The organism is Nocardia glycosmidis (assembly GCF_052545115.1).
The window spans coordinates 167,951-190,036 of the sequence record NZ_JBQWRH010000010.1 but is presented as its reverse complement, the minus strand read 5'-3'; the positions used below and the strand labels follow the sequence as shown (position 1 = coordinate 190,036).

Sequence of the window (22,086 nt, the reverse complement as noted above, 5' to 3'; positions counted from 1 at the left end):
TTCGTGTCCGGTATCCAGAGTAGGGCGCAGGCACTGCTCATCGGGCAGGGACGGCGGAAAGCCGTGCTCGGCGGCGAGGTAGCAGGTGCGTCCCGTGCAGATCGAAGAGTTGGCGCAGCGCGAAGTACGGATACGCCAGTTCGCCGAATTCCGTCTGCTCAAGTGCGGCGATCTCCGCGAGATCATCCAGCGACGCAGACCGCAACACCGGCTCCCCCGTCCCTTGCGCGATGTTCAAAGCCCACCTTTGTCCGCCCCGGCGTGAGTCAGGCTTCTAGTGTCCCGCGCCGGGAATTCGTTGAAGATATGAGGCGAGTCGTTCGAGGATCTCGTCTGCGGTCTTGGTCCAGGCGAACGGTTTCGGGTTCTCGTTCCAGACGGCGATCCAATCGCGGATGTCGCGTTCGAGAGCCTGGATCGATAGTGCGTGGCGTCGGCCGGCTGCCGCTCCAAAGTGGCCACCAGCACCACCTCCACCTGCTCATCGGTGATCGTGCGCGGCCCGCCCGGCCGCGGCTCATCGACCAAGCCCTCCATACCCCGGGCGACGAACCGGTTGCGCCACTTACCCACCGTCTGCGGCCAGATCCCCAGCTCTACAGCCACTTCCTTATTGGATTTACCTGCCGCACAACCCAATACGATGCGACAACGCTGCGCCAGCGCCTGCGACGATTTCGCCCGCCGCGCCCACCGCTGCAGCGTCTGCCGCTCCTCGTCGGTCAACACCACCTCGGCCACCGGCCGACCCGTCCGCGCCACCAGGCGAGCCTACAACCCACTTACTCAACGAATTCCCGGCGGCGGGACACTAGAGTGGAGGCTCGCGTCGTTCAGGTGTCCGAGACGGCCGTATACCGCACTTGGTGAGTTCGATTCAGCAGGCGTGGCTTTCGGGTCGATGGTCCCGCCGCTTCAGAACTCGAGTTCGGACCAGGGAATGGTGATCAGGAACGGAAAGTCGATCGCGATGCTGTCCGAAGGGACACGGCGCCCCCAGACCACGCGGTGGTTCCACAGCTCGATCTGGCTTGCGATCTCGTCTGGGAGTCTCTTCAGCTCTTCTTAGGTCTTGTATTCGGGAAGCTGTGGCCGCTCGGTACCCGAAACAGGCATGTCGCAATGGTGGATGACGGAACAAGGCCCTCGGCCCCTCCTACCTCAGCGGGTCCTCATGCCGTCTGGCGATAGCACGATTCGACCGCTAAGTGGGCTGGTCCGCAGGGGCTCTTCGATACATTTTGTTGCGGGCCACGGCGGATAAGCTCCTAATCGACAGAGGAGGCGATCGCCGCTGGAAGTGCCTGTCAAATATTCTCCGGATTGACAACGCGCAAAACTGCCGGAATGATGGTCGCTTGCTGGGCCAAGGTCGGCCCAGCATATGCTAACAGGGGGTGTGATGTCGAGTTCAACGAATAGTCCGCTGTCTACACGTATCTGCCGCGAGGCGCTGTGATGACGACCGGAGGGTGGTTCAACCATTATGACGACCCAGACGAGTTCTGGGATGATGAGCCCCTAGAGGTGAATAGAAGAAATCCCAATCACTCTCCGCCATCCCCACGGATTATTTCGGAGCCTCCGCAGAATGTAGGCCCCTATCCGAAATCCGTTGGGCAGCATTCCCGGACTGTAGATTCAAATTTGAGGCCATTTGATACAGGCCAGTCGCAAAGCTGGAATGGTTCCAAATTTGCAACTTTACAGGTCGATAGCGGACTCTTGCCGACACGAATACAGTTGAGCCCGCAGTGGCACCGCTACGTGGATGGAAATGACGCTGGTAGGGAATTGATGCGCGCGTACCAACAAGCGATTGGAATCTACCTGGGTGGGACCATCAAATCTGGGAGATTTTTTGGCGGAGAATTTCGTCACGAGTGTGCAGTTCCTGATCAACGTACGATATTAGCGCTATTGCTTGAAACTGCAAGTTGGGCTGATTATCGTGAAACCCAAATGCGCATTTTCGGCCGGAAGGGATTCGAGGTTCACGGTCGAGTGTGGATTCAGAACGAACCAGTAACTTCAATTAATGCGAACCGCTTTAAAATGAATTCCATACGAATATGGCCGGAATGGGCGCGGCAGGTCGATCCTGCCCAGATTGTTGATGAGATTATTTTCTGCGCGGATAGAGTCCGAGAGCTTCGCCCTACCTTCAAGATCCGGGGAGATTACTCTAGTTATTCTATCGAGGATCTCGAGTATCAGCATATTCGTCATCGCGAAAATCTAATCGAGGAGCTGGGGGTTTAATATGGCCGGACCGTCCAACGACGCTATCTCGGTTGCGGTAGATCAAGTACGCGGCGCTGCAACTAACTGGGATGAAGCATCGGCCGCCTTGGAAGAGGCACGAAAGCACACTGAGAAAGCAAAATTCGAAAAGCTTGAGGCGGGTGTATTCGCACTTGCCTACGACAGCTATAAATCCGCTCCTGATTTCGTGCACGATCGAATGAAGGAGGGAATAGAAGTCTTCAGCGAGATTGCTAGAACTCTCCGCCAGGTCGCGGACACATATCAAGCCGAGGACGAGCGGCGCGAGCACGAGATCCGTAATCTTTACTGAGGTAGCGCCGAAGCATGAGCGAAGACAAGTATCCCCAGAAACGCATAGATCTGAAGGCTAGTATCGAGGATATAAAAACCAAGGCGAAGGAATTAGAAGGGCATCCCGATAAGGTCAACGACGCCTTTGGGGATATCGTTAAGGCTGTTCGCATTTCCGGTTGGGGTTTCTTTGGTATTGGGGGTGGGCTCGGCGCTGAGGAGATCGTTGACAGGCTGTGGGAAGAGCGGGACAAAGTACAGCGAAGTATCAAAGATGCTGGTACCAAATTAACTGAGCTAATAAAAGGCATTGCAATTCCAATTACATTTATCGACTACGCCAATACGTGGCGCGATATTGGAAGTGCGGTCACTAATGCTGGAACTCAGATCAGTGAGACCTCGCTCAAAGCCCATTGGTCCGGCATCGCTGCCGAATCGTATGAAAATTGTCGAGCGCGGCAGGAGAGGCCGTGCACGCAACAGGCGATCCCGGCGTCCTGTGAAACAATAGCGGCGGCACTCGAGGATGTTGCTGTAAAGACACTGGAGCTTTACCGTGAGATAGTCGAAGCGATTCTATCGTTTCTTACTAGTCTCGGCGAGTTATATGGTATTGTCGCTTCCGGCCCTCTTGCGGCGGCCCAGACGGGGGAAATTGCAGCATCTATTGGCAATGCATACAATGCAATCGCTCTAGCGGTTGGAAGCATAGCCTCGTCGGCCCAGAACAGCATTATCAATGGAAACCGGATAGCACAGTCCAGCTCGGATATTGATGGTCTTCCGGACAATAAGTGGCCGCCAATGAATGTCAACGAATCCGCCGGATTTGATGACGCGACCGTCACCGATGGCACAAATAGGTGGTCGGTAAATACGGATAGGCGGACGCAGTAATCCGGTGTTCACTGAGATGAGGAGTGGCGATTGAGTAGGGCCCTTGGACGCTTGGTCGGCGCGACGGTAGGGCTTATAGCCGTCACGCTCATACCCGGGTGCGGAATAAGCAGTAGTTCTGTGCCAAAAGATTCTAGCCATACCATCCGCGATCAATGTAATAGAACACTGAGTTTCTTTGCAAATGACCTTGGAATAGCTGATGTGGGTATCGAATACGGGTCCGATAAACCAGAAGGGCCAATAGCCAAGGGGGCTACATGTACCATAAGGCAGGCGTCCTTGGTAGGGGTGGGGCAAACACGGCTTCGAGCCATGTTGCCGAGTGAGACGGATCCTCCCCTACTTAAAGGCGACCCGAGCTATATTCCGCAAAACGGGTACGAGGAAAAGGTGTGGCTGAATCAAACCGGCGATGCGGTTCGTATCGCTACCAAGGTCAACGGTTGGCAGGGCACACTCACCGTCAACACGGCTTTGATCAATTCCGGAAGCGGTGAACGAAAATTAAAAATTTCCGAACCGCAAGTCCGTAGTGCAGCGCAATTCCTGATCGATTTGACCCGTGAACTCGGGTCTTGAATCATTGATTATCCTGGGTAAAAACGGTCGCTGAGGCTGACCACCTGTCGCTGCCAGCTCGGTCTACGGCTTTCATGGTGTGCGTAGGCGGGCTATGGCGGCGTGGTTGCGGTCCGGGTCGAGGGTTATCGCGGCTGCCCAGGCGTGTGCCGCGACGGCGCGTTGATCGAACAGTTCGATCCAGGCGGTGGTGTTGGCGCTGGTGTCGTTCGTCCAGGTCGGCGTCGGTCCGAGTTCGGGTAGGTGGGTGTATGTCAGAGCGGTGTAGCTCAATCCGCGAGCATCGAAAATTGTTGCCGCGCACATTTCGTCGGCTCCGGCGCGCTCGTGGAGCCGGCTTGCTCGGGCGGCGCGTATCGCGTCCGGCGGGACGGCTCCTGGACCGGTGAACATTTCGCCGATCGTCCGGTAGGCCAGCCCGAATCCCCACAAACGGACCATGAATCTGCGGATGAGCAATTCCGCCGCGTCGAGAATGGGGGAGCGTTCTGCGTCGGGATCGAGGACGATCGCAGTGTGGGCTGTCTGCTGGGTAGTTCGAGTGTTGCCCCCGGCAAACACCCAGAAGTGAAGGGTGTCGAGGCCGGGGTTGGTCGATTCGGTGCTGAATTCGGCCATCATCGTGGCCAGGAGTGCGTCGATCGTGGCATTCGGTGGGTATCGGATGGTGGGCGCCGATGGTCGTCGCTGTGTCGGTTTCGGATTGTGTCGCATTGTGTTTCGCCGCTTGCGCATTGTCCTCGTCGATTGTTCGATGTCGATTGTTTCGATCCGCACGAATTCGTGGGGGTCCTGCATAAGCCCGGTGATCCGCCCGCCGTGCCTCGTTGACGCTGCCCATGCCATCGGTCAGGTGGCGCCCCCTGAACTGTCCGTGCCCCAGCTGCGGCCCGGGCTGCGTCCGCGGATGACGGTCGCTCAGGGTGATATGCATACCGAATGCGGACGTCGAGAAATGTGACGGCGCGAGTGGCGCACGCCAGAGGGGCTACTGTGCGTCGCTACCGAATTCCACGTGTCGGGCGGCGGACGGCAGCAGTACCTGCCAGTAGTGTCTGCGGACGGCGTCCCACAGTTGGAAGTGGCGCGGAAACCACTCCCGCACGAGTGTCAGATCCGGCAGCGATTGCTCATCGAAAGCGATGAATCCGCACTGCTCCAAGGGAATCGGCACCACTTCGCCGTTATTGCGCAGCCGGTAGGCGGGTGTGGACTCGCGATCGTCGCACAGGAAGACGATCTCGATGCGATGTCCCACCAACCGCCATCCAGCGTGGGTATCGTCGACAGTGGTCCGATGCAACCTTCACTCCCGAAAGGGTTTCGGTGGTGTCGCCGGCTCCGACAGCCGCGCCAGCACTTCCTGCACTGTGCGTACGGCCGGGCGCGCGCCGGCGACACCGCATGCCTCGTGGGGCGGAAACCGTATGCCGCGCGCGGCGGCGCGCTCGCGTGGACTGAGCGTCTGCGGCGTCAGCCGACCCGCCACCACCAGCGTGCGGTACGCGGCCGCTTTCCATGCGCACTGGTGGACGCGACAACCGCGATGCGCCTGCATCTGGTGATGCGCGAGAGCCACGTCCGCATGTCCACACACCCCACCTGGGGTGAGCAGGGCAGCCGGATTCATCGCCCCGTCCCGTCTTCGACGGCCGCAGCCGGCGCGGCGACTCGCGCCCACGTGCTCGGCGGACACACGGTTTCCAGGTCGAAGCCCTCGCACACCCGGGCGGGCCGATCGTCGACATGTGCCAGGTCGTAGGCCACGATCGCCGCGACACCGAGCCCGGCGGCGACACCAAGCGCGAACCCGACTGGATCGGCGCTATCGCGTGGGGTCCGCAGGGTGTAGACGTACTCATAGCCCAGCGAGCGAGCATGTCGTTCGATGGCGATCGCGTGCCGGGGTGCATTGCCCTGCGACACCTCGCCCCGCAAGAATCCCACGGCCTTCGGTTGGTCCCGGCTGGTTGCCGCAGTCCTTTCTGCCAGCGGGGAATTCGTCACAGTCTCGATTGGTCTTCCGTGTTGTTCGGGCATGCGCTTATGCTGCGGTGCGTACTCGCGGAGCGAGGCTCGAAACGGCCGGTGCGCGGCAATCGGCGCGTATGCCCTGAAAGCTTCCTGAGTTCGGTGCACGAGGACTCTCGCCGTGGGAAAACACGGTCACAACGTGGGAAGCAGGGGAGGAACAGCGGAATGGTGGGTACCAAGTCAGACCTCAGCGGGACGACGCTGCAGCATCGCCAGCTGGGCCGAGCGCTGCGCGACGCGCGCCAGGCTCGCGGCTACACGCTCGAACGGGTGGCCGAAGCCCTGGAGTTCAGCCGATCGACACTGAGTCGGCTCGAACTCGGCCAGAACGAGAAGGTCAAGGTTCGGGATGTGGATTACATCTGTCAGTTCTACGGGCTACCGGAGGATCGAATCGAATATCTGAAACTTCTTGTAACGCAGTCCAGCGCGAGGGTCTGGTGGGAAGACTTCCAGAGCCTGATCCGACCGGGATTCAATACATATCTCCAATTGGAATCTGCGGCAACCGAACTGCACTTCTTTCAATCACTTGTCATACCTGGTCTGTTGCAAACTCCTGACTACGCCCGCAGTGTGGGAGCGGCCGCCTCGACGGGTACCGGGGACGAAGCTGATCAGCTCGTAGAACGGAGAATACAACGATCAGCAATCCTCACCCGAAGGCATAAGCCGATTCAAGCCGAATTCCTTTTGCATGAGTCGGTGCTGCGTACCGTGGTGGGCTCCGGCCGAGTCATGTCTTCGCAATATCGTCATCTTGCCGACATGGGTACGCGGGACAACGTCTCTATCCGAGTTGTTCCGTTCACTGCTGGTTTTCCAGGTGGGCTGGCGATACCGCCGTACATCATCATCGAATTCCCGCATAACGAGCCATCCGTCGTCTATACGGAAGGAGCGATAGGAACGATGATTTTCGAGGATGGCGATGACGTAAATCGTTTTTGGGAAATTCATGCAGCTATCAGTGGTGCGGCCCTGGAAGAACGACCATCGAGAGACCTGCTCAGGAACATCGCAAGGAGACAGGAACAATGATCATCGACCTATCCGGAGCGAAGTGGTTCAAGTCTGCCCGCAGTGGCGAGGCGGATGCGTGTGTCGAAGTCGCGTGGCTAGAGGCTGGTCACGTCGGTGTCCGTGATTCGAAGAACGCCGTGGGTCCGGCGCTGGTCTTCACGCCTCGCGCGTGGGATGCATTCGCTGCTGGTCTGAAGGAGGGCGAATTCGCCCGGCTTGCGTGACCAATCGACCGCATAACCAGCGGGCGGCGGCCCCATCCTCTGCACCACGGTCCGAGGCCTTCGTCTGCTACTGTTGGCGCAACCTGAGCCGTGACGGGTCGAGAGGGTGGGGATGGGTCATCGAATCACATTGGGGCTTCTTACTTCGCTGCTCGCCTTAGGTGTCGTTGCGTGTGAAGACACAACGCATGGGGCTACCACCACAAGCACAACCACTGTGAAGGCCCTATTCGACCCGTGCACGGGGATTCCTGACGACGTGGTGCTGAAGGCCGGGGCCGATCCGGCAACCGAGGAGTCCGGTATCGCCGGAGTGCATCAGTCCGGCTGGGAGATCTGCGGCTGGAGAGCACCCAAGTACTTCGTCACGGTGTACTCAACTGGTCGCACAGTGTCGGAATTCGAGCGCAAGCCTGGAAACGTCGATTTCGCCGATGTGACGGTCGCGGGCCGTCAAGGTCGGCAGTTCAGGGTCGAAGGGGCGTCGAAGAACCTTGGTTGTGATGTCGTATTTCCGGCGTCTCAAGGGGCTGTGCAGTTGGCCATTTTGAACAGGCCTGGCCAGGACGATCTCCAGGACCCATGCGCCGTGTTGTACCGCGTTGGTGAGTCGATTGTTCCTGTGTTACCGCGCTGATCGGGGAGGGGTATATGAGTGAGGGAAACGCATCATTCTGGAGTCGGCTTGTCGGCCAAGCTCGAGCGGGGGCGCTGTACTTCGATGACGAGAACGCCGCATACCACTGTGCGAAGGCGTGTGACCAGCACATCCTTGACCTGGAAGAACTGCTCCTCGCGGCCCGTAGAACCCAGAACGTTTCGGGTTTCGGTGATTTCAATATGGCACATGATCTCGAAAAGAAGTTCGTCAAGCAAGCTACTGGCGAAGCCAATTCGATCGACCAGGTCATTCTCGAACAGATCGAGACCGTGAAGAACATGCGCGAGGTAATGGCGATCTCCTTCAAGCGCATCACAGGCCAAGACATCGAGAACGCCGCCCAGATCGCGAACGCCACCGAACAGCCGGGCTGATGAGTAGCACTTTCAGTGCGCATCCAGTGGTCGCTTGCGCGACTGGCAGGATTACTGGCTGTGACCGTCGAACGCTACAAACTGTGAAAGAGGATAAGTGACAGCATACACTCCGCCACCGTGGGATGATCCGGACTATTGGGATGAACCTGATCATGGCGCTTCCGAATACGATATTTTTGCAAATGCCGACGGCAGTGACTTCATAACCGTGCCTGCTCAAGACTCGAACACGCCACCTCGGGAGCCCGTGGCGCGGGACGAGATCGCCTTTACCCCGCCTTCGAAGTCATCGTTTGTTCACGTCGAAATAGATGACGGAGGGCTGCCGAATAGTGTCAAATTGAGTCGCACATGGAAGCGTTCGTACGATCCAGCGGAATATGGCGCTTCAATCCTGTCCGCATATCGTTATGCAGTATATGAAAGAGCAATTCGAATGATGGAGTCGGGAAGGGTTGGCACACCAACATTTCCGTCCATGCGTTCGATTGTCCCAACCTTATTGCAGACTCGTAGCCATTTCGAGTACAAGGAAACGTTGGACAGGTTGATCGGACGAGCGACATATGTTGCCCACGGCCCGGGATTGACGGAATTCGACGAACCGGCGCTGACCGTGAAGGCCGATCGCTCGGGGCTGCGCTCGATTGGCATCGATGGAAATTGGGCGGCCTCCGTCGAGGAGTTCGCTATCGCCCAAGACATCGTTGGTTGCGCGAAGCAGATTCGCGCGATGAAACCAGTCCTGGTCAGCGATCCCTACCTCGAACAAGAGTCCGATGACCAGCTGATGGAGCGTCTTGTAGAACACATCTGCCGACTGCGAAGGGATGCCTGATGGCTGAAGATCTAACCGTACAAGCAGATCATCTGAGGGGTGCGGCCAAAGCGTGGTCCGACACTGTTCGCAATGAACTCCTCAATGGCAGCAGGCGCATTGACGGGCTGAAGTTCTCGCGACTGCAAGCGGGAATATTTCAGCTCCCATGGGATCGCTACATAAACACGGCGAACTACATTCAAGCGCGCCTGATCGAAGGCGCCGAGCAGGCTGACAGAATGGGCGGCGCATTGCATACCGCAGCAAATGCTTACGAGCAGCAAGATCTGAAGCAGGCCCAGCAGACCCAGGCTATCACCGGAAATATGGATTTCAGCTTATGACACCACCTGTAGTCACAAAGGAAGATCTAGATAAGGCTGTAGACGAATTCCGCAATCAATTCGATGAGTGGAAGAAAATGCCGGATAAGATCAACGACACGGTCAATCGGCTGAAATGGGTTTATCCCGCTGCCTGGGCGTACGCGACCGGATTAAGGGACGACGCTCAGGAGAAGTTGAAGGATCTTCTCGATAAACTGGAGGAGGTCCTGGAAGGGATAGGTGCACCGTTTACTTTTGTTGATTATGCCGCCCAGTGGCAGGCCGTTGCCGCCTCGGTGCGTACCGGCTTCAACGAAGAAGATAACCCGCTTTACAGCTTAAACGGTTACTGGGAGGGCGGTGCCAAGGAGCGGTTCGCAAACTCTAAGGCAAGTCAAGAAAAAGCTATGACTAGCGTGCACGAAATGTCGCGGAGAGTTAGTACAAGTCTCATCGATCTAGCCAAGTCGGGTCTCGATTTGTACAGAAATATTGTCGATCAGATTTCGACATACTTGACGGCCTTGGCGGCCGCGATCGAGGAGGTTGCTTCCGTAGTCCTGATTTACGATGGCGCCCCCGGAATGGTTCGCGCAGTAAATGACGCATTTGCTGTTGCCGCAAAGCTGATCGGTGCGGCGGCGAGTCAGGTTCAGACACAGATGATCGTCGCCAACGATTTCGCAGATGTCGCTGACAACCCGTGGGGCCTACCGGGGAATAAATGGCCGGATGCGCTCCCCGGAGCCTACAATAACCCCAAGGAATGGAAGGCGGTCGAGCTCTCATGACGCGGCAGCGGACCATGGCTGAATCATTGGTGGCGGTCGCCGCCCTCGTCGCGCTGGCCGGATGCGGTACGCACACCGGCGAACCGACATCGGTGCCGACGTCGGCATCAACACGCCAATGCTATCCGTCGGGGCCGCTCTCCGATCCCCTCGGACCATTCGTGGCGCACCTGGAATTACCAGCGGGGGTCAAGGTGATCAGCGGGTTGGTAGTCGCCTCCAACAGAGGTCCCAACCTTGACGTCGTCACTCTCGAGCTGTGCGTACCTGGCTCGGAGGATCCCGACTCGTTGCGTCCGATCGCCACCGAGATCGCTGATGCACTGAAGCGTTCGGAACTGGGCGCGCGCACTGCTGTCCTCAATATCGCCGACAAAGATGTCAATTTTAGGGAGGAAGCGAAGCTGCGGGACGGAGATTTCCAGGACCACCCGTGGAACGGCACGCCATCTCGTGAGGCCGAGCTGCAACTCTGGACCGTTGTCACTGGATGAGCGCCTGGGCGTGGCTCTCCGCGTGGTTGAAAAACGATTGCCTCCAACGACAGCTACCTCGGCTGGGACCCTCCGGCAGGTTGTCCAGTTGTGCTGATCCTGAAGCGTGGGCGGGTGCGTGCTGCTGATCGTCTGCTACTGTGGGCCGCAACCCTGGGTCCGCGGGTCGAGAGGGTGGGGATGAGCCGTCGAATCATGTTGCTGCTGGTGGGTTTCGTGCGTGCGTCGGATGTCATCGGACGGGTGAGCTGATGGGTTTCGGGGGCTTGCCGGACGGACTTGGCTCGATCGTGCTCCGTAACGTCACCGATTGGATTGCCGGTGAAGAGTTGCGGCCGGAAGTCGATCCATACAGTGTGCAGGACACCTACAACCGCCAGCGCGACGGTGTGCGCAGCCGGGCTGCCGATATCGGCTTCCAAGGCCGATTCCGGCCCAGGGAAGTGCTCGATTCGGATGAATTCGAAAAGTATGACGTTGCCACACTGCGCAGTAAAGTCGACCACGTCGACCTGAACGCAGTCAGCGACCTGATCGCCAGTTGGAACAACATCGCCGATCGTGCCAAGGCTTCGCTCGATGATTTCACCAAGGAGATGGCTCGCGGAACCGACGCGAGCGTGTGGCGGGGTGCGGCACGCGACTCGGCGGCAGGCGCGGTGAGCGATTACGCCACACAGGGCGCGCAGGTCTCGAACGCGGCCAGGCTGACCAGTAACAAGCTGGCCGAATTGCTGACCGGTTTGGAGCCGACCAAACAACTCGTCCCGCACGCACCGGAACATCGCAGTGGATTCGACAACCTCCGCTCTGTCCTTGCCGGACGTGATTGGCGCAATGACGATGTCGCCGAGTACAACGCGAAGACCGAGGCGTTGCGCGTGCTGCGCACCGTGTATGCCCCGGTGGTGTTGGAGTCCGACACCAATGTGCCCGTGATACCCCGTCCGGCGCCGGTCGCGAATCCGGGCGACACCAACCCGGGTGGTCCCGCCCCGCGCAGTACGAACATCGGCACCGGAAACCCTTCGGGCACGCCATCTCCCGGCTCGAACCCTCCCGATGCCAACTCGATCGATGACTCGGCTACTCCTGCGAGCCCACAATCCACGGATAACCCGGCTGGAACCCCGCAGTCGAGGCGCCCTGATCCGGAGTCGACGACACCGGCTTCGACCACACCAGCCTCGACCACACCGGCCTCGACCACCGCTCCGGGGACCCCGGCGAGCCCGAATCCCAGCACGCCGGGAAGCCCAGGAAGTCCCAGTAGCCCAACTGGTCCCGGCACGCCGGGTGTGCCGGCGCCGCCCCCGGGACGTTCGATGTCGGGCACGCAAAATAGTCCCGGAGCCGTCCCGGCTGTCGCACGATCGGGAAACCCGTCCGGCCGCCCAGGAATGGCCGGCATGCCAGGCGGGATGGCGCCCGGTGCGCGCGGCGGCAAATCCGATGATGAATCCAGCAAGGGTATTCCGGACTACCTGATCACCCAGGAACACGGTAATGAGCTCACCGGGCTCGATGACCTGCCCCGGACGGTACCGCCGGTTATCGGTGACAGCCCGGCGCCGTGAGCACATTTCCCATGGCTGACGTGCGAAACTGGCGGTTCACCGCGCTCGAATTCCGGACTCTGTGGGAGTCCACCGGACGGGACGTGTTGCCCTACCCGTTGCGGCACCAGTACACGACGGAGTTCCGGTCGGAGAGTCTGCGGTTGCGGCAGGATGCGGCGCGGTCGCTGCACCCGCGCATCGATGACGCTCTGCTGCGTGCGGTCGAGGTGCTACTGGCGCCGGAGGCCCGAGTGGAGCTGGCCGCATTCGTCGGCGCCCGGCGCGACCGCAGGCTGCGTGCGCATGCCGGAGTGCATTACCAGCACGGGGCGGTCGCGGTGCAGGAGCCGGGCCCGGACCAGGAACAAGGCGGTGATGTCGTCCTGACGTTGTTGCCCGCGAATGCAGTGGCGCGCGCGGTGGTCGATGTGTTCCCCGGCCGCGGTGCGGGGCGCAGCAGGCAACTACAGGTCTCCGCTGAGGAGCTGAAACGGCCACGGCCGCCGGTCCGCGACGCGTGGCGGCCGACACCGCGGGAGGAGTTCGAGCGGTTCTTCACCCGCGCGATGACCTTGATCGGTCACGTCGGCGTCTACGCCATGGGCAGCGTCGACAACCGACATACTCAGGGCTGCAAGGACTTCCAACTCAACGACGTCGCAGATGACGGGCGCTACGTCACCTTCGGCACCGACACGCTGACCATCAAACCCACCACCAACGAACGCGTCGCCGCGACCTTGCAGCAGATGATCACCCGGACAGTTACCGAAGTGCGCGACGGCGTCCACCTGCCCTATTGACCATCATGTACGGGGGGCGTATGGCTGGTGTCCGATGCCCGTGCCGAACTTGCCCCCGAAGAACGATCCGGTCGTCGACTCCTCGACCCACCGGAGTCCAGATTCGATTCGGCGGTCTCTTGTGTCGCGGGTCGGTCCACCAGTGAGCGCATGCACGTACGCGACGTACTGGCAGGTGCTCGCGGTAGTGGATGGAGCGAATGGAGGTTATGTGATGTCCGCTGTGCATTACGCGAGCTATACCGAGGCCCGTGCACATCTGAAGGACCTGCTGGATGCCGCGGGACAAGGCCGAGTCGCCACTGTTCGGCGGGATGCCGATTGTGTCGCGGTCGTCGATGCCGAACGCTTGCGGAATGCCCTGACCAGGCTGTATGCCGCCAATGCCGAGGTGGTGGCAGAGAACGGCGGCTGGTCTGTACTCCTGCGCGGACTTCCCATCGCGGCTGACGGCTCAACCTTCGATGACGCGGTGGACGAGGTGATTCTCGCGCTCCGTGCGTACGCCGACGACTGGCAGAGCCGGTTGCGCACCGCGCCGAGCCACCGGGAGAACTGGGGACTGGTGCAGTTGATCGGGCTGAGTGACGACGCGCAACTGCGCGCCTGGTTGCTCGGGGCGGCCTGATGGCATGGCCGGAAGTGACGCGGAAGCGGCATGAGCAGTTTTACCTGGCTGTCCGGCGCACGACGAAACCGAACGCCCGTCGTCCCAGTGCGGGCCAGGACCCGTTACCGGACAAAGGAGTTCACCCGGGCGGGCGTTCTGTCCCGTGCGGTGGGGCTGGACTCGCCGGAAGGGAACGGCGGCCCTCCGCTCGCGTCCCGCGGGGTCCGGACCGCGGGACACGCTGCGGCGGTTATACGTTCGCGTACGCCAGCGACGGGGCACGCTGGACGGCGAACGAGGACCGCAGATAGAACCACCAGGTGACGCCCGCCATGACCAGGAATGCCGCGGCGTAGGCCCAGAAAGCCGGGGCCATGGTGCCGAAGTTGATGTTGGACAGGCGCAGCGCCTGCTGGAGCAGGTAGCCGCCGGAGGCGCCGATCGCGCCGATCACGCCGATGGCGGCGCCCGCCTGACGCTTGGCCGAGGCCAGCGACTCGGTGTGGTCGAGTCCGTATTCGGCCGCGTACTTCTTGGCCTGCGCGCTGAAGATCATCGGGATCATCCGGTAGGTGGAGCCGTTGCCGATGCCGGTGAGTACGAACAGCAGCAGGAACGCGGTCAGGTACAGCGGGAAACTCTTCAGCTCCAGCGCGACCATGATGAGCGCGACCGCGACCGACATGCCGCCGAACACGAACGCGGTGATCTTGGCGCCGCCGACCTTGTCGGAGACCCAGCCGCCGAACGGACGGCTGAACGAGCCGACCAGCGCACCGAGGAAGGCGAGATTACCGAGGGTGGTGATCCAGCCGATCTTGGCCAGGTCCGGGAAGTTGGCCTTGATCAGGGTGGGGAAGGCGAAGGAAAACCCGATGAACGAGCCGAAGGTGCCGATGTACAGAAACGACATCACCCAGGTGTGCCGACTGGTGAGCGCCAGCTTGTAGGACTTGCCGTCGGATTTCGCGGTGCCGATGCTGTCCATGTACCGCAGCGCGCCGAACGTGGCGACCAGGATGAACGGTATCCAGACCAGCACCGACAGGGTGATGCCGAACCGGTAGCCGCCGGGATCCTTCGCCATGATGTGGGTGCCGAGGGTGATCAGCAGCGGCAGGATGAGCTGGGTCTGCGCGACGCCGAGGTTGCCGCCCGCGGCGTTGATGCCGAGTGCCGCACCCTTTTTCCCTTCCGGGAAGAAGAACGAGATGTTCGCCATCGACGAGGAGAAGTTGCCGCCGCCGACACCGGCCAGCGCCGCCAGCAGCAGGAAGACCCACATGGGCGTGCCGGGTTGGTTGACGAAGTACGCCAGGCCGAGCGTTGGGAGCAGGAGCATAGCCGCGCTGAACGCGGTGAACGCCCGGCCGCCGAATTTGGGGACGGCGAAGGTATATGGAATGCGCAGCGCCGCGCCGACCAGCGTGGGGGTGGAGGTCAGCAACAATGCGTTGCTCACCGCGGTGGGATTGCCTTTGCCGAGGCCGGCGAGGAAGTCGAAGCCCGCGGCGCCCATGCTGGTGACCACGGTGCCCCAGATGACCCAGACGCTGAAGCCGAGATTCTCGGCGAACACCGAGAAGATCAGATTCTTGCGCGCGGTCTTCGCGCCGCCGGATTCCCAGAATCTCGCGTTGTCCGGATCCCAGTGGTCGATCCAGCGTCCGCGTTTGCGGTATTCGAAAGTCGTTGGCTGCGACTGCTGGCCGGTGGCTGCTACGGCGGTCATCGGCTTCCTCTCGATTCGGCTCGACCGGCCCTCATCACGGCGTTGTCGCCGCCGGCGGTATCGAGTGCCTAGCTGTGGTCGAGATAAAGGTAGGAGGCGGTTGTTGCGTCGCGGTGGCCTTCGATGACGTTCCCGGCAATTCCGGCTCACCGGAGCCGGATTCCGATGGTGACCAGTTGGTTACCTGGTAGGCCTTGTGTTTATCGCGCGTCCGGATATTCGGCGATGAGGGAATTGAGCAAGCACCGGGTCGCCGACGCGGCCCGTTCGGCGTCGCCGTCGATCACCGCGTGCACCAAGGCCGTGTGCTCCTCGGGGCGGGAGTCGTCGAACTTCGCGCTTTGCGTGCGGATGACCTGTTCGATGATGGGCAGCAGCGAGTCGTAGAACTCGAGGTACACCGCGTTGTGGCTCGCGACGACGATCGCGCGGTGCAGCCGCACGTCCGCCTCGATCGCGGCCTGGTCGTCGTTGTCTTCTTTGTTGCGGCCTTCTTTGTTGCGTTCGGCGAGCAGGCGCAGCAGGTTCGCGATGTCGGTGTCGTCGCGGCGGCGGGCCGCCAGCGCGGCGGCGGTGGTGTCCAGCGCGAGGCGCAGCTCCAGCACGTCGCGGTCCGCGGCGTCGGCGAAATACTTTCCCAGCGTGCCGCCGAGGTCGGAAGCCGCGATCACATACGTGCCCGAGCCTTGGCGACGTTCCAGCATGCCCGCGTGCACGAGGGCTTGGACGGCCTCGCGCACGGTGTTGCGGCCGGTGCCGGTGAGTTCGGTGAGTTCCGGCTCGGTGGGAATACGCGAGCCGATCGGCCAACGGCCGGAACGAATTTCGGCACGCAGCTGCTCGGTTACCTGGGCGATGAGGCTGGTGCGGCGGACGGGTTGCACGTCGACAGAGTACCGCTGCTCACAAATCATTGCCGCTCATCATCCTGTCATCCTATGATTTCTCGGTGACTGCCCTCCCGGAAATTGCCCCTCGCCAGGGTCCTGTCCTGATCGAGCGTCCTCGACGGGGGTCGACCGAGGGCCGCCTGCTGGTGCTGGTGGCGATCCTGATGTCCGCGCTCAGCCTGCGGGTCGCGGTCACCGCGTTCAGCCCCCTCGCCGAGCAGATCGGCGCCGAAATCGGTTATGGCACTGCCACTATCGGTGTCATGGGCATGGTCCCCACCGCGATGTTCGCGCTGTCCGGACTGCTCTCCCCGATCCTGGCCGCCCGGCTCGGACTGGAGCGCACCGCGCTGACCGCCATGCTGATGACCGGCGCGGGCATGCTGATCCGGGTGTTCATGTCGGGCACGGTGGGGCTGCTCAGCTTCTCCGCCCTCGCGCTCGCGGGGATGGGCATCGGCAACGTGGTGATCCCGCCGCTGGTGAAGCGGTATTTCCCGGATCACGTCGCCGCGCTGAGCTCGCTGTACATCGTCATGGTGCAGCTCGGCACGATCGTGCCGGCCCTCACCGCGGTGCCGGTCGCCGAGGCACACGGATGGCGCGTCTCGCTCGGGGTATGGAGCCTGCTCGGCTTCGCGGCGGCCGTGCCGTGGCTCGGTGTGCTGCGGGGACGTGCCGACACCGGCCCGATGGCCGCGCCCGCGCAGGCGCCGCGCGGCGGACGTGTGTGGCGTTCACCGATCGCTTGGGGCATGGCGGGGATGTTCGGTATGACCTCGCTGACCACCTATGCGATCTTCGCGTGGCTGCCGAAGATCCTGCGCGACGCGGGTGCGAGCGCTGGGTTCGGTGGCGCGATGGTGGCGCTGTTCGCCGTGGTGGGCCTGGTTGCCGCGCTCATCGCCCCTGCCGTGGTCGCGCGGTTTCGTAATCCGTTCCCGGTTGTGGTCGGCTGCGCGCTGGCGTTCTTCGCCGCGTTCGCCGGGCTGTTGATCGCGCCGATGGCCGCGCCGCTGCTATGGGTCGTGCTGCTCGGCGTCGGGCCGAGCACCTTCCCGATGGGGCTGACGTTGATCAACCTGCGCACCCGTACGCCGGGCGGGTCGGCGGCGCTGTCCGGCTTCACCCAAGGTGTCGGATACACGGTGAGTTGTCTGGGGCCGCTGCTGTTCGGCATGCTACACACGGCGACCGGCGGGTGGCTGGCGTCGTTCGGCCTGCTCGCCGCGGCTGTGCTCATGATGCTGATCGGCGCCTGGCAAGCCTGCAAACCCCGCATGCTGGAAGACACTTGGAGCTGAGCGTCCGCACCGATGTCCCCGAATCTCACAGCTCGGGTTGCGTGGCCGTGTGAACTGCCTGAGGATGGCGCGTGCCACACCTCAACAGTCGCCGAACTCGAGATCGGATATTCGGTGACGAGCGGAAACCGCTGTGTCACCTGTGCGAAACATTCACCCGAAACTCACCCGGGGTGATCGGGAAGCGTGAGCAACCGTTGATTTGACGGTCATTTCGCGCAGCATTTCGGCAATACCCATTTCCTACCGTGGGGCCAACCGACTTTGGGAGGTCCTGTTGAGCACGCTGCCGCGTAACCGCTCGGAAGCGCCACGGACGACGATCCGCAGGCCGCGTATCGAGCATTGGGATGCCGAAGATGTCGCTGCCTGGGAAGCAGGCGGCAAGGACATCGCCAAGCGCAACCTGATCTGGTCGATCGTCGCCGAGCACGTCGGATTCTCGATCTGGTCGATCTGGTCGGTCATGGTGCTGTTCATGCCCACCGACAAGTTCGGCATCGATCCCGCGGGCAAGTTCTTCCTGGTCGCGATGCCCACACTGGTCGGCGCGTTCCTGCGGATTCCCTACACTGTCGCGACCGCGCGGTTCGGCGGGCGCAACTGGACCGTCTTCAGCGCGGCCCTGCTGCTCATCCCGACGCTGCTCACGCTGTACTTCATCAATCAGCCGGGCACCTCGTACACGACATTCCTGGTGGTCGCCGCGTTCGCCGGCATCGGCGGCGGCAACTTCGCCTCCTCGATGACCAATATCAACGCCTTCTACCCGCAGCGGCTCAAGGGCTGGGCCCTGGGCCTGAACGCGGGCGGCGGCAATATCGGCGTTCCGGTGATCCAGCTGATCGGCTTGCTGGTCATCGCGGCCCTCGGCAACAGCTACGCCTCGCTGATCTGCGCGATCTACCTGGTGTTCGTTGTGCTCGCCGGGCTCGGCGCCGCGCTGTACATGGACAACCTGCCCAGTCAGAAAGCAGACCTGTCCTCCATGCGCACGGCGCTGAAGGTGCCGCAGTCGTGGGCGATCGCGTTCCTCTACATCGGCACGTTCGGCTCGTTCATCGGCTACAGCTTCGCCTTCGGCCAGGTACTGCAGATCGGTTTCAAGGCCGGTGGCGACAGCCTCGCGCAGGCCACGCTGCACGCCGCGCAGATCGCGTTCCTCGGGCCGCTGCTCGGTTCGCTGGCCCGGCCCTACGGCGGCAAGCTGGCCGACCGCATCGGCGGCAGCCGGGTCACGCTGTTCGTGTTCGGCGCCATGATGGGGGCCGCGGTGCTGGTCGCGGTGGCGAGCACGATGGCCGACCGCAACCACGGCGTGGCCAGCGGTCCGGTGATGACCGCGCTGGTCGTCGGGTTCATCGCCTTGTTCGTGCTGTCCGGTATCGGCAACGGGTCGGTCACCAAGATCATCCCGTCGGTTTTCGACGCGAAGTCCAGGAGCCTGGACGCCACCCCCGCCGCGCGGGCCGCGTGGTCGCAGAACACCTCCGGCGCGCTCATCGGTTTCGTCGGCGCGATCGGCGCGCTCGGCGGTGTGGCCATCAACCTGGTGCTGCGCTCCTCCTACGCCTCGACCAAGTCCGCGACCACTGCGTTCTGGGTGTTTATGGCCTTCTATGTGGCTTGCGCGGTGGTGGTCTGGGCGGTCTTCCTGCGCCGCCCCACAGCCCGCGCCGTCACCCGCGCCGTCGCCGAAATCGATGCCGATGTCGCGACCGAAGCCGATGTCGTCACCGAAGCCGAGACGCTGGTGCTCGAAGTCGAAGCCGGCCGTCCGCACGCAAGCGCGCCGTCCAAGTCCACCAGCTCGTCGGCCCGCGCCTGACATCCGATCCAGTCCAGGAGGACCAACAGATGAACGCCACAGTCGCTCGTAAGACCGCGGTGGTCGTCGGCCACGGTATGGTCGGGCACCGGTTCGTCGAGGCGCTGCGCTCCCGTGACACCGAAGGCCGCTGGCAGGTGGTCATCCTCAGTGAGGAGCAGCTGCCGGCCTACGACCGGGTCGCTCTCTCGTCCTATGTCGGCGGCTGGGACGCCGGTTCGCTCGCGTTGCCGGGCAACGATTACGCCGGTGACGACCTGGTCGAACTTCGGCTCGGCCAGCGCGCCGAATCGATCGACCGGGAAGCCCGCACAGTGACCACCTCGGCCGGTGACACGCTCGCCTACGACGCGCTCGTGCTGGCCACCGGCTCCTATCCGTTCGTGCCGCCGGTGCCCGGTCACGACCGCCCGGAGTGTTTCGTCTACCGGACCATCGATGACCTGGACGGCATCCGCACCGCCGCCGAAGCCGCCGGCCCCGGCGCGGTGGGCGTGGTGGTCGGCGGCGGACTGCTCGGGCTGGAGGCCGCGAACGCGCTGCGCTTGCTCGGGCTCACCCCGCACGTGGTCGAGTACAACACGCGGCTGATGCCCGCGCAGGTCGACGAGGGCGGCGGCGCCATCCTGGAGCGGCTGGTCACCGACCTCGGTCTGCACGTGCACACCGGTGTCGGTACCGCCTCGGTCGCGGCGGCCGACGGGGGAGTGCGGGTCACGCTGTCCGACGAGACGGTGATCGACGCCGGGCTGGTCGTGTTCTCCGCCGGTGTACGCCCGCGCGACCAGATCGCCCGCGACGCCGGCCTGGCGGTGGGCCCGCGCGGCGGCATCAGCACGGACCTGGGCTTACAGACCTCGGACCCGGCCATCTGGGCGATCGGCGAATGCGCCGCCGTCGAAGGCGTGTGCTACGGCCTGGTCGCGCCGGGGTACAGCACCGCCGAGATTGTGGCCGACCGGCTGCTCGGCGGCGTGGGTGAGTTCCCGGGCGCGGACATGTCGACCAAGCTGAAGCTGCTCGGCGTCGACGTGGCCAGCTTCGGTGACGCGCACGGCAGCACCGAAGGCGCGCTGTCGGTGGTGCTGCACGACGCGGCCAAGGGCACCTACGCCAAACTGGTCGTCTCCGACGACGCGAAGACCCTGCTCGGCGGCATCCTGGTCGGCGACGCCACCGCCTACTCGGCACTGCGCCCACTGGTCGGCCGCCCGCTACCCGCCGAACCGGCCGCGCTGATCTCGCCCGCAGGCGCGGAACTCGGCGCCGACGCCTTGCCGGACGACGCGCAGATCTGCTCGTGCAACAACGTGTCGAAGGGCGCGATCTGCGGGGCGATCGCGGAGGGCGCCTGCGACGTACCCGCGATCAAGGCCTGCACCAGCGCGGGAACCTCCTGCGGTGGTTGCGTTCCCATGATCAAGAAACTGCTCGAGCAGTCCGGCGTGGAAATGTCCCGGGCGCTGTGCGAGCACTTCGAGCAGTCGCGCGCCGAGCTGTTCCAGATCGTCCAGGTCACCGGCATCCGCACCTTCTCCGGCCTGATCGCCAAGCACGGTAAGGGCACCGGCTGCGACATCTGCAAACCGACCGTCGCCTCCATCCTCGCCTCCACCTCGAGCGACCACATCCTCGACGGTGAGCAGGCCGCGCTGCAGGACACCAACGATCACTTCCTGGCCAACCTGCAGAAGAACGGGACCTACTCGGTGGTGCCCCGGATGCCCGGCGGCGAGGTCACCGCCGAGCAGTTGATCACCATCGGCGAGGTGGCCAAGGAGTTCGGTCTGTATGTGAAGGTCACCGGCGGGCAGCGCATCGACCTGTTCGGCGCACGGGTCGAACAGCTGCCGCTGATCTGGCAGCGGCTGGTCGACGCGGGCATGGAATCCGGTCACGCCTACGGTAAGTCGCTGCGCACTGTGAAGAGCTGCGTCGGTTCCACCTGGTGCCGCTACGGTCAGCAGGATTCGGTTGGTATGGCCGTGCTGCTGGAGAAGCGTTACCGGGGCCTGCGTTCGCCGCACAAGCTGAAGCTGGCGGTCTCCGGCTGCGCCCGCGAATGCGCCGAGGCGCGCGGCAAGGACGTCGGCGTGATCGCCACCGAGCACGGGTGGAACCTCTACGTCGGCGGCAACGGCGGCCTCACCCCGAAGCACGCGGTGCTGCTGGCCGGCGACCTCGACGACGAGACGCTGATCAAGTACATCGACCGGTACCTGATGTTCTACATCCGCACCGCCGATCGTTTGCAGCGCACCGCGTCGTGGCAGGAGGCGCTGGAAGGTGGCATCGATTACCTCGCGCAGGTGATCTGCGCGGACAGCCTGGGCATCGCCGACGATCTGGAGGCGGCGATGGCGCAGCATGTCGCCGGCTACCGCGACGAGTGGGCGGCCGTGCTGGAAGACGAAGAGAAGCTGTCTCGCTTCGTGTCGTTCGTCAACGCCCCGGAAGAGGTCGATCCGACGATCTCGTTCGATGAATCCGGTGAGCGGAAAGTTCCCGTTCTGCTGGGACTGCCCGAGGTGCCGGTCGCCACGCCGGGGAAATGATCGCTTAACGGCAT

The 22,086-nt window shown here is 62.6% G+C and carries 25 protein-coding genes; 18 read left to right on the top strand and 7 right to left on the bottom strand.

Going from position 1 to position 22,086, the window contains the following annotated elements:
* Nucleotides 1-37: 37 nt before the first annotated feature.
* Entirely contained in the window at nucleotides 38-238 is a 201-nt protein-coding gene (locus ACT86A_RS15155) for a hypothetical protein (RefSeq protein WP_445092750.1), read from the bottom strand.
* Nucleotides 235-741: a helix-turn-helix domain-containing protein gene (locus ACT86A_RS15150; protein WP_445092749.1), complete on the bottom strand. Its 507-nt coding sequence runs from the start codon at nucleotides 739-741 to the stop codon at nucleotides 235-237. The genes ACT86A_RS15155 and ACT86A_RS15150 overlap by 4 nt, the downstream gene beginning before the upstream one ends.
* A 717-nt stretch (nucleotides 742-1,458) precedes the next feature.
* Between ACT86A_RS15150 and ACT86A_RS15145 the strand changes: the two genes are divergently transcribed.
* The 4 genes from ACT86A_RS15145 to ACT86A_RS15130 all read left to right on the top strand — a co-directional run bounded on the left by ACT86A_RS15145 (nucleotide 1,459) and on the right by ACT86A_RS15130 (nucleotide 4,041).
* Nucleotides 1,459-2,262 (top strand): hypothetical protein, encoded by an 804-nt coding sequence (locus tag ACT86A_RS15145; protein ID WP_445092748.1) that lies wholly within the window; start codon nucleotides 1,459-1,461, stop codon nucleotides 2,260-2,262.
* A gap of 1 nt (nucleotide 2,263) precedes the next feature.
* Nucleotides 2,264-2,578, top strand: coding sequence for a type VII secretion target (locus ACT86A_RS15140; protein ID WP_445092747.1), 315 nt, complete (start codon nucleotides 2,264-2,266; stop codon nucleotides 2,576-2,578).
* Between the two features lie 14 nt (nucleotides 2,579-2,592).
* A complete protein-coding gene (locus tag ACT86A_RS15135; RefSeq protein ID WP_445092746.1) occupies nucleotides 2,593-3,459 on the top strand; it encodes a hypothetical protein in 867 nt (288 codons plus the stop codon).
* Between the two features lie 120 nt (nucleotides 3,460-3,579).
* Nucleotides 3,580-4,041: a hypothetical protein gene (locus ACT86A_RS15130; protein WP_445092745.1), complete on the top strand. Its 462-nt coding sequence runs from the start codon at nucleotides 3,580-3,582 to the stop codon at nucleotides 4,039-4,041.
* Between the two features lie 72 nt (nucleotides 4,042-4,113).
* On the opposite strand, the gene ACT86A_RS15125 is transcribed toward ACT86A_RS15130, so the two are convergent.
* The 3 genes from ACT86A_RS15125 to ACT86A_RS15115 all read right to left on the bottom strand — a co-directional run bounded on the left by ACT86A_RS15125 (nucleotide 4,114) and on the right by ACT86A_RS15115 (nucleotide 5,988).
* Entirely contained in the window at nucleotides 4,114-4,755 is a 642-nt protein-coding gene (locus ACT86A_RS15125) for a hypothetical protein (RefSeq protein WP_445092744.1), read from the bottom strand.
* Nucleotides 4,756-5,029: 274 nt separating this feature from the next.
* Nucleotides 5,030-5,299: a hypothetical protein gene (locus ACT86A_RS15120; RefSeq protein ID WP_445092743.1), complete on the bottom strand. Its 270-nt coding sequence runs from the start codon at nucleotides 5,297-5,299 to the stop codon at nucleotides 5,030-5,032.
* A gap of 368 nt (nucleotides 5,300-5,667) precedes the next feature.
* Complete coding sequence (locus ACT86A_RS15115) at nucleotides 5,668-5,988, bottom strand: hypothetical protein (RefSeq protein ID WP_445092742.1); 321 nt, start codon at nucleotides 5,986-5,988, stop codon at nucleotides 5,668-5,670.
* A 252-nt stretch (nucleotides 5,989-6,240) separates the two neighbouring features.
* On the opposite strand from ACT86A_RS15115, the gene ACT86A_RS15110 reads away from it, so the two are divergent.
* From ACT86A_RS15110 to ACT86A_RS15060, 11 genes are all read left to right on the top strand, one after another.
* Nucleotides 6,241-7,116, top strand: coding sequence for a helix-turn-helix domain-containing protein (locus ACT86A_RS15110; RefSeq protein ID WP_445092741.1), 876 nt, complete (start codon nucleotides 6,241-6,243; stop codon nucleotides 7,114-7,116).
* Nucleotides 7,113-7,322 (top strand): DUF397 domain-containing protein, encoded by a 210-nt coding sequence (locus tag ACT86A_RS15105; RefSeq protein WP_445092740.1) that lies wholly within the window; start codon nucleotides 7,113-7,115, stop codon nucleotides 7,320-7,322. The genes ACT86A_RS15110 and ACT86A_RS15105 overlap by 4 nt, the downstream gene beginning before the upstream one ends.
* A gap of 112 nt (nucleotides 7,323-7,434) precedes the next feature.
* Nucleotides 7,435-7,959 carry a DUF3558 domain-containing protein gene (locus tag ACT86A_RS15100; RefSeq protein WP_445092739.1) on the top strand — a complete coding sequence of 175 codons (525 nt, stop codon included), beginning with the start codon at nucleotides 7,435-7,437 and terminating at the stop codon, nucleotides 7,957-7,959.
* A gap of 14 nt (nucleotides 7,960-7,973) precedes the next feature.
* Nucleotides 7,974-8,357 (top strand): hypothetical protein, encoded by a 384-nt coding sequence (locus ACT86A_RS15095; RefSeq protein WP_445092738.1) that lies wholly within the window; start codon nucleotides 7,974-7,976, stop codon nucleotides 8,355-8,357.
* Between the two features lie 97 nt (nucleotides 8,358-8,454).
* Nucleotides 8,455-9,198 (top strand): hypothetical protein, encoded by a 744-nt coding sequence (locus ACT86A_RS15090; protein ID WP_445092737.1) that lies wholly within the window; start codon nucleotides 8,455-8,457, stop codon nucleotides 9,196-9,198.
* The gene (locus tag ACT86A_RS15085) at nucleotides 9,198-9,524 is read left to right on the top strand and encodes a hypothetical protein (protein WP_445092736.1); all 327 of its coding nucleotides are present in this window, start codon (nucleotides 9,198-9,200) and stop codon (nucleotides 9,522-9,524) included. Before ACT86A_RS15090 ends, ACT86A_RS15085 begins: the two co-directional genes overlap by 1 nt.
* Nucleotides 9,521-10,297, top strand: coding sequence for a hypothetical protein (locus ACT86A_RS15080; RefSeq protein ID WP_445092735.1), 777 nt, complete (start codon nucleotides 9,521-9,523; stop codon nucleotides 10,295-10,297). Before ACT86A_RS15085 ends, ACT86A_RS15080 begins: the two co-directional genes overlap by 4 nt.
* Nucleotides 10,294-10,791, top strand: a complete 498-nt coding sequence (locus tag ACT86A_RS15075; RefSeq protein WP_445092734.1) for a hypothetical protein — start codon at nucleotides 10,294-10,296, stop codon at nucleotides 10,789-10,791. Before ACT86A_RS15080 ends, ACT86A_RS15075 begins: the two co-directional genes overlap by 4 nt.
* A 251-nt stretch (nucleotides 10,792-11,042) precedes the next feature.
* The gene (locus tag ACT86A_RS15070) at nucleotides 11,043-12,368 is read left to right on the top strand and encodes a hypothetical protein (RefSeq protein WP_445092733.1); all 1,326 of its coding nucleotides are present in this window, start codon (nucleotides 11,043-11,045) and stop codon (nucleotides 12,366-12,368) included.
* A gap of 11 nt (nucleotides 12,369-12,379) precedes the next feature.
* A complete protein-coding gene (locus tag ACT86A_RS15065; protein WP_445092732.1) occupies nucleotides 12,380-13,153 on the top strand; it encodes an ESX secretion-associated protein EspG in 774 nt (257 codons plus the stop codon).
* Nucleotides 13,154-13,367: 214 nt separating this feature from the next.
* Nucleotides 13,368-13,781 carry a RelB antitoxin-like protein gene (locus tag ACT86A_RS15060; RefSeq protein WP_445092731.1) on the top strand — a complete coding sequence of 138 codons (414 nt, stop codon included), beginning with the start codon at nucleotides 13,368-13,370 and terminating at the stop codon, nucleotides 13,779-13,781.
* A 232-nt stretch (nucleotides 13,782-14,013) separates the two neighbouring features.
* On the opposite strand, the gene ACT86A_RS15055 is transcribed toward ACT86A_RS15060, so the two are convergent.
* Nucleotides 14,014-15,495, bottom strand: coding sequence for an MFS transporter (locus ACT86A_RS15055; RefSeq protein WP_445092730.1), 1,482 nt, complete (start codon nucleotides 15,493-15,495; stop codon nucleotides 14,014-14,016).
* 200 nt (nucleotides 15,496-15,695) lie between these two features.
* Nucleotides 15,696-16,379: a FadR/GntR family transcriptional regulator gene (locus ACT86A_RS15050; protein WP_445092729.1), complete on the bottom strand. Its 684-nt coding sequence runs from the start codon at nucleotides 16,377-16,379 to the stop codon at nucleotides 15,696-15,698.
* A 170-nt stretch (nucleotides 16,380-16,549) separates the two neighbouring features.
* On the opposite strand from ACT86A_RS15050, the gene ACT86A_RS15045 reads away from it, so the two are divergent.
* The 3 genes from ACT86A_RS15045 (at nucleotide 16,550) to nirB (ending at nucleotide 22,072) form a co-directional block, all read left to right on the top strand.
* A complete protein-coding gene (locus tag ACT86A_RS15045; protein WP_445092801.1) occupies nucleotides 16,550-17,689 on the top strand; it encodes an MFS transporter in 1,140 nt (379 codons plus the stop codon).
* Between the two features lie 274 nt (nucleotides 17,690-17,963).
* A complete protein-coding gene (locus tag ACT86A_RS15040) occupies nucleotides 17,964-19,517 on the top strand; it encodes a nitrate/nitrite transporter (protein ID WP_445092800.1) in 1,554 nt (517 codons plus the stop codon).
* 29 nt (nucleotides 19,518-19,546) lie between these two features.
* The gene (gene nirB, locus ACT86A_RS15035) at nucleotides 19,547-22,072 is read left to right on the top strand and encodes a nitrite reductase large subunit NirB (protein ID WP_445092728.1); all 2,526 of its coding nucleotides are present in this window, start codon (nucleotides 19,547-19,549) and stop codon (nucleotides 22,070-22,072) included.
* Nucleotides 22,073-22,086: the final 14 nt, after the last annotated feature.

Bases quoted from the DNA above. Each gene is read 5' to 3' on its own strand.
- ACT86A_RS15045 (WP_445092801.1), top strand. From the start codon at position 16,550: ATGTCCGCGCTCAGCCTGCGGGTCGCGGTCACCGCGTTCAGCCCCCTC.
- ACT86A_RS15075 (WP_445092734.1), top strand. From the start codon at position 10,294: ATGACGCGGCAGCGGACCATGGCTGAATCATTGGTGGCGGTCGCCGCC.
- ACT86A_RS15095 (WP_445092738.1), top strand. From the start codon at position 7,974: ATGAGTGAGGGAAACGCATCATTCTGGAGTCGGCTTGTCGGCCAAGCT.
- ACT86A_RS15125 (WP_445092744.1), bottom strand. From the start codon at position 4,755: ATGCGACACAATCCGAAACCGACACAGCGACGACCATCGGCGCCCACC.
- ACT86A_RS15085 (WP_445092736.1), top strand. From the start codon at position 9,198: ATGGCTGAAGATCTAACCGTACAAGCAGATCATCTGAGGGGTGCGGCC.
- ACT86A_RS15105 (WP_445092740.1), top strand. From the start codon at position 7,113: ATGATCATCGACCTATCCGGAGCGAAGTGGTTCAAGTCTGCCCGCAGT.
- ACT86A_RS15140 (WP_445092747.1), top strand. From the start codon at position 2,264: ATGGCCGGACCGTCCAACGACGCTATCTCGGTTGCGGTAGATCAAGTA.
- nirB (WP_445092728.1), top strand. From the start codon at position 19,547: ATGAACGCCACAGTCGCTCGTAAGACCGCGGTGGTCGTCGGCCACGGT.
- ACT86A_RS15145 (WP_445092748.1), top strand. From the start codon at position 1,459: ATGACGACCGGAGGGTGGTTCAACCATTATGACGACCCAGACGAGTTC.
- ACT86A_RS15110 (WP_445092741.1), top strand. From the start codon at position 6,241: ATGGTGGGTACCAAGTCAGACCTCAGCGGGACGACGCTGCAGCATCGC.
- ACT86A_RS15060 (WP_445092731.1), top strand. From the start codon at position 13,368: ATGTCCGCTGTGCATTACGCGAGCTATACCGAGGCCCGTGCACATCTG.
- ACT86A_RS15055 (WP_445092730.1), bottom strand. From the start codon at position 15,495: ATGACCGCCGTAGCAGCCACCGGCCAGCAGTCGCAGCCAACGACTTTC.
- ACT86A_RS15080 (WP_445092735.1), top strand. From the start codon at position 9,521: ATGACACCACCTGTAGTCACAAAGGAAGATCTAGATAAGGCTGTAGAC.
- ACT86A_RS15070 (WP_445092733.1), top strand. From the start codon at position 11,043: ATGGGTTTCGGGGGCTTGCCGGACGGACTTGGCTCGATCGTGCTCCGT.
- ACT86A_RS15100 (WP_445092739.1), top strand. From the start codon at position 7,435: ATGGGTCATCGAATCACATTGGGGCTTCTTACTTCGCTGCTCGCCTTA.
- ACT86A_RS15065 (WP_445092732.1), top strand. From the start codon at position 12,380: ATGGCTGACGTGCGAAACTGGCGGTTCACCGCGCTCGAATTCCGGACT.
- ACT86A_RS15135 (WP_445092746.1), top strand. From the start codon at position 2,593: ATGAGCGAAGACAAGTATCCCCAGAAACGCATAGATCTGAAGGCTAGT.